We start from the raw sequence: 14,107 nt of genomic DNA, 5'->3' as shown, positions 1-14,107 counted from the left end.
CCTCGCCGCGTTCCGACCCACCCACCCCACGGGCCACCACCCCACGGACCACCCACCCCAGAGACCGTCCTGCTCACCGGAACGACTCCATAGGGAGAACCGCTCCCTCGTTCCTACGCTCACCACCATGAGCCAACTCACCGACGACACCGACGTCCTGACCACCGACGTCCTGATCATCGGCGCCGGTCCGGCGGGCCTGTACGGCGCGTATTACGCCGGGTTCCGCGGTCTGACCGTCACCGTCATGGACGTACTGCCGCAGCTCGGGGGGCAGATCAGCGCGATGTACCCCGAGAAGCCGATCTTCGACATCGCCGGCTTCCTCTCCGTACGCGGCCGGGACCTGGTGGACGGTCTCGTCGCGCAGGCCGAGCCGTACTGCCCGCGCTATCTCCTCGGCCACCGGGCCGCCGAGCTGGCGCACGACGCCGACGGGCTGCCGGTCGTCCGCAGCGACCGTGGGGCGACGGTGCGGGCCAGGGCCGTTGTCATCACGGGCGGCGTGGGGACGTTCACACCTCGCCCGCTGCCCGCCGGGGAGGAGTTCCTCGGGCGGGGCCTGGAGTACTTCGTGCCGGAGCCGTCCGTGCACGCGGACCGGGACGTGGTCGTCGTCGGCGGCGGTGACAGCGCCTTCGACTGGGCGGCCCTGCTCGCCCCGATCGCCCGCTCGGTCACCCTCGTGCACCGCACGGCCCGCTTCCGCGCCCACGCGGCGTCCGTCGAGAAGGTCCGCGACCTCGGCGTGGAGATCGTCACCGACAGCGAGGTGAGCCGGCTCATCGGCGCCGACCGGGTCGAGCAGGCCGAGATCCGGCACCGTACGACGAAGGAGACCCGCCTCGTCCCGGCCGGCACCGTCGTCGCCGCGCTCGGCTTCCTCGCCGACCTGGGCCCGTTGCAGCACTGGGGACTCGACCTCCAGGCCCGGAAGATCACCGTCGACACCCACATGGCCACCAACCTGCCGCGCGTGTTCGCCGCGGGTGACATCACCGACTACCCCGGCAAGGTCCGCCTGATCTCGGTCGGCTTCGGCGAGGCCGCCACCGCCGTCAACAACGCGGCCACCGTCATCGACCCGGAGGCGGCCCTGTTCCCCGGGCACTCCACCGAGAAGGAGCACTGAACACACCATGGCGTACGTCATCGGCTCGTCCTGCGTCGACATCATGGACCGGTCCTGCATGGAGGAGTGCCCGGTCGACTGCATCTACGAGGGTGAGCGCAAGCTCTACATCAACCCCATGGAGTGCATCGACTGCGGGGCCTGCGAAGTGGCCTGCCCGGAGCAGGCGATCACCGTCGACCGCAAGGCCGACCCCGACTTCCGCGAGGACAACAAGCGCTTCTTCGTGGAGATCCTGCCGGGCCGCGACGCCGCGCTCGGCTCCCCCGGCGGTGCGACACCCCTCGGCCCGGTGGGCGTCGACACGGAGCTGGTGAGCACCCGGTGAGCGCCGCCGACCCACGTATGACGGACACGACGTTCGCGAACACGTACGCGGACACGGACACGCTGCGAAAGGGCTATGTCCCCAGCCGTTTCGGCCAGTTGCACTACGTGGAGTCCGGCAGCGGCGAGCCCGTGCTGCTGCTCCATCAGACACCCCGCTCCTGGACGGAGTACCTCGACGTACTCCCCCTGGTCGGCGCCCGGTACCGGGCGATCGCCATGGACACCCTCGGCTACGGGGCGTCCGCCAAGCCCGAGGGGCCGCACACCATCGACCGGTTCGCGGACGCCGTCTGCGAACTCGTCGACCAACTCGGCCTCGAAACACTCCACTTGGTCGGCCATCACACGGGCGGGGTGATCGCGGTCGAGGTGGCCGCGCGCCTGCGGGACCGGGTGGCGAGCCTGCTGCTGTCCGGGACGCCGTTCGTCGACGACGAGAAGCGGCGCGCCTCGGCCGCGGGACACCGGGTCGACCACGTCGACCTGAAACCCGACGGCTCCCACCTGCAAGAGCTGTGGGACCGGCGCAGCGGCTTCTACCGGCCGGGCGAGGAGGCGCCCCTCACCCGGTACGTCATCGACGCGCTGACCGTCCTCGACCGTGTCGAAGAGGGTCATCGGGCCATCCCCGGCTACGACATGGAGGGGCGCCTGCCCCTCGTCACTGCCCGCACCCTCGCCGTCTGCGCGCCGGACGACCACTACTCGCGTCCCTCCCTCGCGAAGTTCGCCGCCGCGCTCGGCTGCGGGACACGGGTGCTGTCCGGCGGTCATGTGGCGGCGCCGGAGCAGGTTCCGCAGGAGTTCGCCGACACCGTCGTGGACTGGGTCGGCCGCGGCTGACCCAGCAGGACCAGCCGCGGCCGACTCATCAGGACGCGTATACCCGCGTATACCTAGGAACCGCTGTTGAGCGCGTTGAGGACGGCGGTGTACGCGGGCTTCTTGCTGCCGTCGCCGTTGAACAGCAACGGCGTGTCCCCCGAGCGCCAGGAGTCGGTGTCGCGCACACCCCAGACGGTGATGCCGAGGCAGCGCGAGACGGCCAGGCAGTCGTTGGTCACGTTGGCGTAGGTCGAGGCCGGGGCACCCTGGATGTCGAGTTCGGTGATGGCCACGTCGACGCCGAGAGCGGCGAAGTTCTGCAGCGTGGTGCGGAAGTTGCTGTTGTAGGGGCTGCCGCTGTTGAAGTGCGACTGGAAGCCGACGCAGTCGATCGGCACGCCGCGCTGCTTGAAGTCCTTGACCATGGCGTACATGGCCTGGGTCTTGGCCCAGGTCCAGTTCTCGACGTTGTAGTCGTTGTAGCAGAGCTTGGCGGCCGGGTCGGCGGCGCGCGCGGTGCGGAAGGCGGCCTCGATCCAGTCGTTGCCGGTGCGCTGCAGGTTGGAGTCGCGGCGAGCGCCCGAACTGCCGTCGGCGAAGGCCTCGTTGACGACGTCCCACTGGGCGATCTTGCCCTTGTAGTGACCCATCACGCCCTTGATGTGGTCGTTCATCGCCTGGCGCAGGGTGCTGCCGCTGAGGCTCTGCATCCAACCGGGCTGCTGGGAGTGCCAGGCCAGCGTGTGCCCGCGCACCTTCTTGCCGTTCTGCACCGCCCAGTTGTAGACGCGGTCACCAGCGGTGAAGTTGAACTGGCCGCGCTGCGGTTCGGTGGCGTCGATCTTCATCTCGTTCTCGGCCGTCACCGAGTTGAACTCACGGCCGGCGATCGACGTGTACGCCGAGTCACCCAGCTTGCCGGAGGCGATGGCGGTACCGAAGTAGCGGCCGCTCTGCGCCGCGGCAGCACCGAGCGTGCTCTCGTCGGCGTGTGCCGTCGGCGGTGCGACCAGTGCGCCGGCCGCACCGAGGACGCCAACGACCAGCGATAACAGCAGAAAGCGGAGCTTTCGGTGGGCAACGGTTCTGGAGAGGGCGTACGAGCCCATGACGGTGCCTCCAAGGTAGAAATCATGGAAGGGCCGAAGCGCCGGTTCGCGATCTCGAACAACGACCGGGGCTTCAGACACGGATGATTGAGGTGTTGGCGGTGCATCGTCAATACGCCCCGCAGAAAAACTTTCCGTTCCAGCCCTGAAACCTTCCGGAACCCCAACGAGCCGCTATTTGCAGACAGTTCGGCGACAGGTCTTGACCGTGGAGCCACACATTCCTAGCTTGTGGCGTCACAGATTCCGGGAATTCTTCGAAAAGTTTTCGGAAGTGTCCTCGACCTCAAGGGAGTTCCTCTGATGTGGTTCCGCCGACCGTCCCCGGTCCCCCTGAGACGCCTGCTCGCGGTCCTCGCACCCCTGTCGCTCGCGGCCGCCTTCCTCGGCGCCCAGCCCGTCGGCGCGGCGACCGCGGCCCCCAACGCCTGCGATCTCCCGTCGACATACCGCTGGGCATCCACGGGCACGCTGGCGCAGCCCAAGTCGGGATGGGCCTCGCTCAAGGACTTCACCGTCGCCCCGTACAACGGCAAGCAGCTCGTCTACGCGACGACGCACGACACGGGGACGAAGTGGGGGTCGATGAACTTCACCCCGTTCACCAACTGGTCGGACATGGCCTCGGCCGGCCAGAACACCATGTCCTCCGCCACCGTCGCACCCTCGCTCTTCTACTTCGCGCCGAAGAGCATCTGGGTGCTCACCTACCAGTGGGGCGGGAGCGCCTTCTCGTACCGGACGTCGAGCGACCCCACCAACCCGAACGGCTGGTCGTCCGAGCACGTGCTCTTCTCCGGAAGCATCACCGGCTCCGGGACAGGACCCATCGACCAGACGATCATCGGTGACGGGACGAACATGTACCTGTTCTTCGCCGGTGACAACGGCAAGATCTACCGGGCGAGCATGCCGATCGGGAACTTCCCGGGCAGCTTCGGCTCCTCGTACACCACGGTCATGAGCGATACGACGAACAACCTGTTCGAAGCCCCGCAGGTGTACAAGCTCCAGGGCCAGAACCGCTACCTCATGATGGTCGAGGCGATCGGCTCCCAGGGCCGCTACTTCCGCTCGTTCACCGCCACCAGCCTGAACGGCTCGTGGACACCCCAGGCCGCGACCGAGAGCAACCCCTTCGCCGGCAAGGCCAACAGCGGCGCCACCTGGACCAACGACATCAGCCACGGCGAACTGCTCCGCACCAACGCCGATCAGACCATGACCGTCGACCCCTGCAACCTTCAGCTGCTCTACCAGGGACGCAGCCCCAACTCCGGCGGCGACTACGGCCTCCTGCCCTACCGTCCGGGTCTGCTGACACTGCGGCCCTGACGGCACGGCGGGTCCGGCTACTTGAGACCGACGCCCACTCCCGGCCCCAGCGGCAGGTCGAACCCGTAGAAGATGGCGAGGATCGCGAGCCACGCCACCATGAACGGCAGCACGAAGATGGCGAGCCGTGAGATGAGCGTGCCGAGCCGTGCCTCGGGTTCGTAGCGCTGGAGCAGGGCCAGGAGCAGGAACACGTACGGGTTCATCGGTGTGATGACCGCGGTCGCCGAGTCCCCGATGCGGAACGCCGCCTGGCTGAGCGCCGGGTTCATGCCGAGCAGCATGAACGCGGGGACGAAGACCGGCCCGATCAGGGACCACAGCGCCGAGCCGGAGATGACCACCAGATTGAGACACGAGACGAGGAGGACGAAGGCCACCAGGGCGCCGAAGCCGGTCAGTCCGATGGACTGCAGGAGGGCCGCGGCCTTCACGGCGAGCAGGACGCCCAGGTTCGACCAGTTGAACACCGCGATGACCTGCGCGGCGACGAACATCATGACGACGTAGCCCGCCATGTTCTTCACCGAGTCGGTCATCGCGGTGATGACACCTTCGGAGCCGGTCAGTGTCTTCACCGTGAAGCCGTAGACCGTGCCCGCGAGCAGGAATGCCCCGAAGAGCACCGGGACGATGCCGGTGAGCAGCGGCGACGGCACCAGCGCCCCGCCTTCGCCGCGCAGTGGCGCGCCGCCGGGCAGCCACAGGGACAGCACGACGGCCGCGTACGCGACGACGGCCAGCGCGCTGAACAGCAGGCCGCGGCGCTGGGCCGGGGTCAGCGGGATGACGTCGTCCCCCGGGGCGTCGTCACCCAACTCGTAGACAGGCAGGCGGGGTTCGAGGATCCGACTGATCAGGAAGCCGCCGAGCAGGCCGAGTACGAGGCTGCTGGTGGCGGTGAAGAAGTAGTTGGCGAGGATGTTGACGTCGACATGGTGCGAGGCGGGCAGGACGCCAACGGCCTGCTGGGTGATGCCCGTGTAGAGGGCGTCGAGCGAACCGATCGTGAACCCGGCCGCGTACCCGGCGGTGACACAGGCGAAGCCGCCGATCAGGCCCGCCGCCGGGTGCCGACCGGCGCTCTTGAAGACGACGGCGGCCAGCGGCGGCAGCACGATGGCCGCCACGTCGCTCATCATGTGCGCCTGACAGGCGACCAGCGCCACCAGATACGGCAGGAAGGCGCGCGGCGCGCGGGCCAGGGTGGCCCGCATCGCGGTCTCCAGCAGGCCCGCCTTCTCCGCGACACCCACCGCCATGATCATGAGCAGTACGGCGGCGATCGGCGGGAACGCGGCGAAGTTGGTGACAAGGTTCTCCACCAGCCAGCGCACACCCCCGCCGGTGAGCAGGCCGGTGATGTGCCTGGTGTCGTCCGTGCCCGGCACGGTGACGGACACATCGGCGAGGGCGAGCGCGGTGGAGACCACGGCCACCACCGCGAACAACGCGGTGAACAGGACGACCGGATGGGGCAGGGCGTTTCCGGCCCGCTCGATCCAGGAAAGCACCCGGTCGACGCCACGCGGCTTCTCCTTCCCGGGCCCCGCCCCCTGCCCTTCGGAAGCTGACAACTCAGTCACCGGAGACTTCATGGCCGCCTCCCGTCCGCACACGCGGCGCCATCGACGAGACCCAGCAGATCCTTACGGACGATGCCGTCCTGGACGACACAGACGACGTTTCCGGGGTCACCGAGCACACCGATGTCGGCCAGCGGGTCACCATCACACAGCACGAGATCGGCGACACGCCCCGCCGTCACACTGCCCAACTGTTCATCCACGCCGAGAAGTTCGGCCGAAGTCCGCGTACCGGCGACGATGGCATCCATCGGATCCATACCGAGGTCGACCAGATAACTGAGTTCCATCAGATTCACACCGTGCGGGCCGACGGCGGCGTCCGTGCCGAGCGCGATCCGCGAGCCGCGCTCGATGGCGTGGGCGATGTTCTCCTTGGTCAGCCCGGACCAGCGGGTCTTCTTCTGATAGTGGTAGTCCGGCATCGTGTCCTTGTTGATGCCCGCGTACACGGTGGACAGCGTCGGCACGACGAAGATGTCCCGCTCCCCCGCCAGGTCGATCGCCCTGTCGTCGATGCCGTAGCCGTGCTCGATGCTGGTGACACCGCCGCGGATCGCGTTGAGGATGCCCGCGTTGCCCTGCGCGTGCGCGGCGACGGGCCGGTCCCCGTGCCGCCGGGCCTCGTCGACGACGGCGCGGATCTCCTCCTCGTAGAGGCCCTCGTCGTCCGGGTCGTCGTACGGGCTGCCCATGCCACCGGTGGCACACACCTTCACCAGGTCGGCGCCCGCCCGGATCACGCGGCGCACAGCGATCCGGGCCTCGTCGGTGGTGTCGGCGAGCACGGACATGCCGTCGCTCAGGTCGGTACCGTCCGGCAGGCGTACGTCGCCGTGGCCGCCGGTGTGGCTGATGACGCGGACGGCGGTCTGAAGGCGCGGGCCGACGATCCGCCCGGTCTCGACGGCCGTACGGTAACCGGCCGACAGGCCCGCCAGGTCGCGGGCCGTGGTGACACCCGCGTCGAGGGTCTCGCGCAGCCGGGTGGCGGTGTCCAAGGTGACGAGTACCGGGTCGAGTTCGGCGCGGCGCCCGGGGTGGGCGCCGTGGGCGTAGGACATGTGGACGTGGCAGTCGAAGAAGCCGGGCAGCAGGGTGCGTCCGCCGGCGTCCACGGTACGGGTCGTGGCATCTGCGGCGGACTGGTCGCTCGGGGGAGCTTCCGTCGCGGGTCCGGCGTAGGTGATGATTCCTGTGGCGTCGACAAGGACGACGGCGTCGTCCACCGGAGGGTTACCGGTGCCGTCGACCAGCCGGGCGTTGTGGATCCGCAGCGGGGTCCGGGGGTTGTGCGGCGTGGTGGCGAGCGTCATGGCGTGCTGTCACTCCTGTGCGGTACGGCGGGCCCTGAAGTCGGCAGTGGGTGGGCCCTGTTGAAGGGGAGTGTGGGATGCACACGTCATCGCGGTGTGACGACGCAGGGTTCGTACGGGATTCGCGTGACGCACGCAGGAAGGTGCCACCCATGGAGTCGCAGGAATGTGCCGGGAGGCAGGGAAACGCTGCCGGACCCGACACAACGGGCGGGCCCGGCACATCGACCGGGCTCGGCACATCCGGCGAGCCGGACACATCCACCGCCCCGGTTGAACTGGACGAACTCGACCGCGGTGTTGTGCACGCCCTGCAGATCCATCCGCGGGCGTCATGGACCCTGGTCGGCGAGGTGCTCGGCGTCGATCCCGTGACGGCGGCGCGCCGTTGGCGCCGCCTTGAGGAGGCCGGGCTCGCCTGGGTCACCGCGTACCCGCGCCTCACCGACGCCCGGATCGTGGTCACGGGCGTCATCGAGGTGGACACGGAACCGGGCGCCGCCGAGGACGTGGCTCAGGCCCTCGCGGCGGACCCCGAGGTGCCGAACATCAAACTGACGGCGGGCGGCCGCGACGTGGTGACCTCCGTGCAGACCCGCACCCTGGACGAGCTGTCACGCCTCTCCGCGAGCCTGTTCCGGCCGATCGCGGGCGTACGGTCGACCCGCACACATGTGTCGACGGGACTGCCCACCGAAGGCAGCCGATGGCGGCTGCGCAGCCTGGACGCGGTGCAGACCGCACACCTCGAACAGTCGGCGACGCCACCCGCCCCCACGGGTGCCACGCCCCCGCCCCGCTGGGACGGCCTCGACTCACGACTTCTCGAACTCCTCAGCGTGGACGGCCGGATGACACTGCGCGATCTGGCGGCATCGAGCGACGCCACCCTCACGACGGTGCGCCGACGGGTCGCGGCTCTGCTCTCCTCACGCCTCCTGCTCCGCTGCGACCTGGCACGCCCGCTGTCCGGTTGGCCACTCTCGGCCGTGTACTTCGCATCAGTCCCGGGTCAGTACCTGGAGGAGACGAGCCAGGTGCTGTCCCAGGTGCCGGAGGTGCGTTCCTGCGCGATCACGGCGGGCCCGCACAACCTGGTCGTCGACGTGTGGCTGCGCACCCTGCACGACGTCCACACCTTCGAGGCCCACCTCTCCCGCAAACTCCCCCGCCTGACCGTCGCGGACCGCTCCGTGGTGCTCCGCACGGTCAAACACATGGGCCGGCTCCTGGACCGCGACGGGCGGAGCGTGGGGGTCGTGCCGTTGCGGCATCCGGAGGGGTGAGCGCGTACCCGCCCCCTTCCCGTCGACTCGATCTCTCGGTATGTTCCGCGGTGACGATGCCGACCAGTCGGTATGCACAGGTAGAGCCGGGCACTCGAGCTACGGACACGAGCTACGGACTCCCGGCCCGAGAAGCCGGAGGTTCCATGGCCGAGCAGGCGACACCGCGGATCGGCGGGCACTGCGACGCGCGCTTCGAAGGCGTCCGCGCCGCTTTCGTCGACAACTTCCGTGAGCGCGACGAGCTGGGTGCCGCCGTCACCGTCCTGCTCGACGGTGAACCGGTCGTCGACCTGTGGGGCGGCTGGGCCGACGCCGCGCACACCCGCCCGTGGCAGCAGGACACCCTCGTCAACGTGTGGTCGACGACCAAGGGGGCCACGGCACTGTGCGCACACCTCCTGGCCGACCGCGGCCTGCTGGACCTGGACGCGCCGGTCGCCTCCTACTGGCCGGAGTTCGCCGCGGCCGGCAAGCAGAACGTCCTCGTACGCCATCTGCTGTCGCACCGCGCGGGCCTGGCCGGCCTGCGCGAACCGCACACCCTGGACGAGCTCTACGACTGGGAGTTGACCACCGCGCGCCTCGCGGCCACCGAGCCCTGGTGGGAGCCAGGCACCCGCTCCGGCTACCACGCCATCACCTACGGCTTCCTGGTCGGCGAGGTGATCCGGCGCATCACCGGACAGCTTCCCTCCGCGTTCCTGCGCCAGGAGGTCACCGGGCCGCTCGGCGTGGACTTCTTCATCCGCTTCCCGGAGGAGGAGACTCGGCAACCTGCCCAGCTGATGCACCCGTTGGCCGCAGCCGGCAGCGAACAGGAGGCCGCCTTCAGCCAGTTGCAGCCGGTCGCACTCGCCGCCCTGGCCAACCCGCTCACCGGCGCCGCCGAAGCCAACACCCCCGAGTGGCGCGCCGCCGAGATCCCCGCCGCCGGTGGCCACGCGACGGCCCAAGGGGTCGCCGCGCTGTACGGGCTGTTCACCGGGCACGAACGCCCGGACGGCCGCCGGGTGTTGTCGCCGCAGGCCGCGGAACGCGTACGCGAGGGCCAGGGCAGTTGCCGGGACCTGATACTGGGCGCCGGTTTCGCGCACGACACCGAGATCGGCCTGGGCCTCTGGCTGAGCGGCGCGAACGGCTCGTACGGACCCAATCCGCGCGCCTTCGGCCACGACGGCTTCGGCGGCTCCTTCGGCCTCGCCGACCCCGAAGCGGGCATCAGCGTCGGCTACGTCATGAACCACATGGGCACACGCATCGCCGACGACCCCCGGAAGATGGCCCTGGTCGACGCCGTGTACAAGGTTGCCCCATGACCTCCTGGCCCCCTCCCCCCTCTTGATCCCCTGAACGCCTGAGCCCCTGAGCCGATGTGCTCGATCATGGGTGGATGACTGCCTTCTACCATGTGTGCTTCGTGGTCCCGCATCTCGAGCAGGCGATGCGGGACTTCCAGCGTTCGGCCGGGGTCGAGTGGCATGAACCCGTGTCCGACCGGCTCGGCGAGTGGGGCTACCGGATCGTGTTCACCGCGGGCGGGCCGCCCTTCATCGAGCTCATCGAAGGGCCGCCGGGCAGCCCCTGGGACGCGTCCAAGGGGGCCAGGTTCGACCACATCGGCTTCTGGACCAGCGATGTCCGGGAAGGCTCCCGACGACTGGAGGAAGAGGGCCTGCCCGTGGACTTCTCCGGCTGCCCCTACGGTCGGCCCTTCGCCTATCACCGGATGGACAGCATCGGCGCACGGATCGAACTCGTCGACGTGAGCAGACAGGCCGGTTTCCTCAGCGGATGGCACCCGGGCGGGGAGGCGATGCCCGCCATCGACGAGCGCCCCCGAGACTGAGCCGCCCTCGCCCGGTGCCCGACCCGGCCCCAGACGTCACCGTTCCGTGTCGGGCCCGAAGAGCGTGGCGAGTGCGCGGTCGACGACGGACTCCACGTCCTCGTTGCCCGCCGGCACGAGCGCGTACGTACGCAGCAGGAAGCGGCGGAGGGCCGAGGTGTCGAACTGGACCACGGCCATCCCCTGCGGCGCGTGCAGCTCGACGACGGTGCGCGCACGGCCGCACGGCCACACGTGGACGTCCCCGGTCCCGGTCGGCAGGCGCAGGCCGTCGTCGAGGAGGGTGCGGGCGAAGGCCCACGTCACGTCGGTCCCGGCCAGCGTGGCCTCCGCGGGAAACACCAGCTGAAGGGCGAGCGGGTCGGCGGATTCATAACGGAGGGTGACGGTGACACTTCGTTCGGGGCCCTGACCCTCGGCGACGACGAGGCGGGCGCGGGCGGACTGTTCGAGCGTGACGGGCAGCGTGGTCGGCATGGCAGGTCCCTTTCTCCACTGCGTGTTCCAGGTGACCGTTCGACGCGACAGCGGGGCGGGGCATTACGGCATTTCCGGAAAAGGTCGTTGTGACCTACGCCACCCACCCCTTCATAATCCGACATTTACGAATTACGGTTTCAAACTCCCCGCCCGATCCGCAGTCGGGCGGAGCACCGCCGACGTCGGACGGAACGGAAGACTCCTGCCATGACCGACGGCCCCGCCGCCGCGCCGATACCCCCTGCCGCCACGGAAGGCGGCCTCAGCCCCACCGCGTACGCGCGGATCTACGAGGCGGAGCAGCCTCGCCTCGTCGCGTACGCCCGCTCGCTGACCGGCAGTCCCTGGCTCGCCGACGATCTCGTCGCCGAGGCCCACTTCCGGGTCTGGCGGCGCCTGGCCGCCGGGCATGTCATCGACAACGTCGCGGCGTACCTGACGACGACCGTGCGACACCTGGCCGCCTCCGCGGGGCGCGGGGCGGCGCGCGAGACACCCCTCGACCCGCACGCCGGCGTCGAACCGGTACAGGTGTCGAACGGCACGCATGCTTCGTACGGCTCGTTCGGCTCATACGGTTCCGGGGGCTACGGCGACCAGGATCCGGCCACCCGAGCCTCCGCCGTGGACCTGTTGTCCCAGGTCCTCGGGCAGCTGCCGAAGCGGTGGGTGAAGGCCCTGTGGCTCGCGGAGGCCGAGGGGCAGCCGCTTGAGGCGGTGGGCCGGGGCATCGGCGCGGGCAGCGGGGCCACGGCCGTGCTGCTGCACCGGGCGCGGGAGGGCATGCGGCAGGCGTTCCTGCGGGCGCACCCGGGGACCCCGGACGACCCGGCGTGCGAGAGCCACTGGGACCGGATGCCCGCACACGTGCGCGGCAGCGCGTCCGCGCGTCAGTCGGAGAAGCTCCTCGCGCACGTCGACGACTGCGACGACTGCCGGGCGCGGCTCACGGTCCTGCTGCGCGCCAACGACCGGCTGCCGGCCCTGGTGGGTCCGGCGCTCCTGATCTTCGTGCTCGGCGGGGCCGGGAAGTTCCTGGTGCCGCTCGCGGCCGGAGCCGGAGCCGGGGCCACCGGCGCCGCGGCGGGCGGGCACGGGTCCGGTTCCGGCCTGCTGCACGGCGTAAAGCACGCGCTGGCCGGCGGCGCGAAGGCGCAGGGCGCCGTGGCCGGGGTGCTCGGGGTCTCGGTGGCGGGAGCCGCCGTCGCGGCCGGGCTCATGCTCGCCGGGAACAGCGATACGGTGCCGCCGCAGCGGTCGGCGGCGGTGCAGAGCGAGTCACCCACCGGGCGTGACAGTGCGTCGTCGAGTCCGTCCTCGGACCCCTCAACTTCCGCTTCACGTAAGCATGTTGCTCCGCAGGGCGGGTCGCAGCGCGCGGCCGAACCCGACGCCGGGCCCGACACCAAGGCGGCACCGGGCGGCTCCGCGGACAAGGGTGCGCCGGCCGCGCCCACGGCATCGTCCGCGCCGTCGGACCCCGGGACCCCGAGCGCCCCGGCGACTCCGACCACGCCCGCGGACCCGCCCGCAGCCGAGCGGGCCGCGCCGGAGGAGCCCAAGGCCGACGAGCCGCCGTCCGACGACACCACCCCTACGCCACCGGCCGCCCCGGCCACGCCGACGCCCACACCCACGGCACCGCCCACACAAACGCCGCCAACCGAGCCCTCGACCCCGGCGGAGCCCACACCCACCACTGAGCCGACCGAACCGGCCGAGCCCACCGAACCGGCCGAACCCACAGTCCCTACTCAGCCCACCGAACCCACCACTCCCCCGCAGCCCAGCACCCCCACCCCCACCTGCACCCGCTGGCTCGGCCCGATCTACATCTGCCGCGTCGGCTGAGTCTGACGCCCCTCCCGCAGGGCGAGGTACGTGACGGCCGACTCCGCCAGTGTGCGTACCGCCGGGTGCCAAGGACGTTCCTGCGGGCCGGTCAGCACGAGGCGGCGGGAGGTCGCCGGCCCCAGGGGCAGCAGGACCAGGTCGGCGGGGATCAGCGAGCGCGAGACCTCGGACAGGACCGTGACGCCGATCCCGGCCTGCACCATGCTGATCAGCGTCGCGAGGTCCCGTACCCGGTGGGTCGGATCGAAGCGCAGGCCGGCCCGGGTGTGGATCGTACGGATCCGGGACTCGCAGCCGTTCGGCGAGATCAGGAACGGGTCGTCCTCCAGGTCACGGATGTCCACGCGCTCCTCACCGGCCAGGGGATGGTCGCGGGGCAGGAGCGCCCGGTATCCGTCGTCGGCAAGCTGCACGCCGGGGCCCGGTGGCGGGTCGATCAGGACGGCGGCGTCCGCGGTCCCGTTCCCCAGCCAGCCCGCGACTTCGGCGCTGTCACCCTCGAAGACCCGTACGGTGACGCGTGGTTGGTCCTCGCGCCAGTGCCTGAGCAGACTCGGGACCAGTCCCTGACACACCGTCGGCGTCGCGGCCAGGCGCACGGTGCCGGCCATGGACTCGGCCGCCTCGGCCGCGATCTGCTCGACGGACCGGGCCGCGGCCAGCGCGGTACGGGCGTGCGGCAGCACCTGCTCGCCGAGCACGGTGGTCCGCGCCGGTGTGGCGCGTATGAGCAACGGCGCGGTCAACTCGCGTTCCAGGGAGGCGACGGCGTGCGACACGGCCGACTGGGTCATGCCCAGCTCGGCGGCGGCCGCGCTGAAGCCGCCCGTGTCGACGACCGCGAGGAAGGCGCGCAGTTGGGGCAGGTTCAGGGGCATGCGAGAGCCTCATATCGCCATGACATGTATGCGTTGGACCCATGGTGCCAGGTCGGGCGAGGCTTCAACCGTGCCGCCGATACCGGCGGAGTTCAGCCGAGTACGCGCGTCATTAAGTGCGTACGCG

11 protein-coding genes and 2 pseudogenes are annotated in these 14,107 nt (G+C 70.3%); 8 read left to right on the top strand and 5 right to left on the bottom strand.

Annotation, left to right across the window (positions count from 1 at the left end):
* Positions 1-127: 127 nt before the first annotated feature.
* From OHA73_RS39895 to OHA73_RS39885, 3 genes are read left to right on the top strand one after another with little or no spacing between them, the layout of a single operon-like run.
* Positions 128-1,132, top strand: a complete 1,005-nt coding sequence (locus OHA73_RS39895) for an NAD(P)/FAD-dependent oxidoreductase (protein ID WP_327657634.1) — start codon at positions 128-130, stop codon at positions 1,130-1,132.
* A gap of 7 nt (positions 1,133-1,139) precedes the next feature.
* The gene (gene fdxA, locus OHA73_RS39890; RefSeq protein ID WP_266723607.1) at positions 1,140-1,460 is read left to right on the top strand and encodes a ferredoxin; all 321 of its coding nucleotides are present in this window, start codon (positions 1,140-1,142) and stop codon (positions 1,458-1,460) included.
* 17 nt (positions 1,461-1,477) lie between these two features.
* A complete protein-coding gene (locus OHA73_RS39885; protein WP_327657633.1) occupies positions 1,478-2,305 on the top strand; it encodes an alpha/beta fold hydrolase in 828 nt (275 codons plus the stop codon).
* A gap of 56 nt (positions 2,306-2,361) precedes the next feature.
* Here the strand turns inward: OHA73_RS39885 and OHA73_RS39880 are convergent.
* Positions 2,362-3,396, bottom strand: a pseudogene (locus tag OHA73_RS39880) (endo-1,4-beta-xylanase); the annotation flags it as partial.
* Between the two features lie 426 nt (positions 3,397-3,822).
* On the opposite strand from OHA73_RS39880, the pseudogene OHA73_RS39875 reads away from it, so the two are divergent.
* A pseudogene (locus OHA73_RS39875) lies at positions 3,823-4,731 on the top strand (non-reducing end alpha-L-arabinofuranosidase family hydrolase); the annotation flags it as partial.
* 17 nt (positions 4,732-4,748) lie between these two features.
* Here OHA73_RS39875 and OHA73_RS39870 read toward each other — a convergent pair.
* Both OHA73_RS39870 and OHA73_RS39865 read right to left on the bottom strand, forming a co-directional pair.
* On the bottom strand, positions 4,749-6,329 hold the full coding sequence (locus tag OHA73_RS39870; RefSeq protein ID WP_443063176.1) for an AbgT family transporter: 1,581 nt from the start codon (positions 6,327-6,329) through the stop codon (positions 4,749-4,751).
* On the bottom strand, positions 6,326-7,633 hold the full coding sequence (locus tag OHA73_RS39865; RefSeq protein WP_327657632.1) for a metal-dependent hydrolase family protein: 1,308 nt from the start codon (positions 7,631-7,633) through the stop codon (positions 6,326-6,328). Before OHA73_RS39865 ends, OHA73_RS39870 begins: the two co-directional genes overlap by 4 nt.
* A gap of 152 nt (positions 7,634-7,785) precedes the next feature.
* On the opposite strand from OHA73_RS39865, the gene OHA73_RS39860 reads away from it, so the two are divergent.
* From OHA73_RS39860 to OHA73_RS39850, 3 genes are all read left to right on the top strand, one after another.
* Positions 7,786-8,919 carry an Lrp/AsnC family transcriptional regulator gene (locus OHA73_RS39860; RefSeq protein WP_327657631.1) on the top strand — a complete coding sequence of 378 codons (1,134 nt, stop codon included), beginning with the start codon at positions 7,786-7,788 and terminating at the stop codon, positions 8,917-8,919.
* 146 nt (positions 8,920-9,065) lie between these two features.
* Complete coding sequence (locus tag OHA73_RS39855) at positions 9,066-10,238, top strand: serine hydrolase domain-containing protein (protein WP_327657630.1); 1,173 nt, start codon at positions 9,066-9,068, stop codon at positions 10,236-10,238.
* Positions 10,239-10,312: 74 nt separating this feature from the next.
* Positions 10,313-10,768, top strand: a complete 456-nt coding sequence (locus OHA73_RS39850) for a VOC family protein (RefSeq protein WP_327657629.1) — start codon at positions 10,313-10,315, stop codon at positions 10,766-10,768.
* Between the two features lie 36 nt (positions 10,769-10,804).
* Here the strand turns inward: OHA73_RS39850 and OHA73_RS39845 are convergent, their stop codons facing one another.
* Positions 10,805-11,245 carry an SsgA family sporulation/cell division regulator gene (locus tag OHA73_RS39845; RefSeq protein WP_266723591.1) on the bottom strand — a complete coding sequence of 147 codons (441 nt, stop codon included), beginning with the start codon at positions 11,243-11,245 and terminating at the stop codon, positions 10,805-10,807.
* 210 nt (positions 11,246-11,455) lie between these two features.
* Between OHA73_RS39845 and OHA73_RS39840 the strand changes: the two genes are divergently transcribed.
* On the top strand, positions 11,456-13,099 hold the full coding sequence (locus tag OHA73_RS39840; RefSeq protein WP_327657628.1) for a sigma factor: 1,644 nt from the start codon (positions 11,456-11,458) through the stop codon (positions 13,097-13,099).
* On the opposite strand, the gene OHA73_RS39835 is transcribed toward OHA73_RS39840, so the two are convergent.
* Positions 13,078-13,980: a LysR family transcriptional regulator gene (locus OHA73_RS39835; protein ID WP_327657627.1), complete on the bottom strand. Its 903-nt coding sequence runs from the start codon at positions 13,978-13,980 to the stop codon at positions 13,078-13,080. The genes OHA73_RS39840 and OHA73_RS39835 overlap by 22 nt on opposite strands.
* Positions 13,981-14,107: the final 127 nt, after the last annotated feature.

The sequence above is a fragment of the Streptomyces sp. NBC_00483 genome, assembly GCF_036013745.1.
GTDB lineage: Bacteria > Actinomycetota > Actinomycetes > Streptomycetales > Streptomycetaceae > Streptomyces.
The sequence above is the reverse complement of the archived record's forward strand: the minus strand, read 5'-3'. Positions and strand labels throughout refer to the sequence as shown.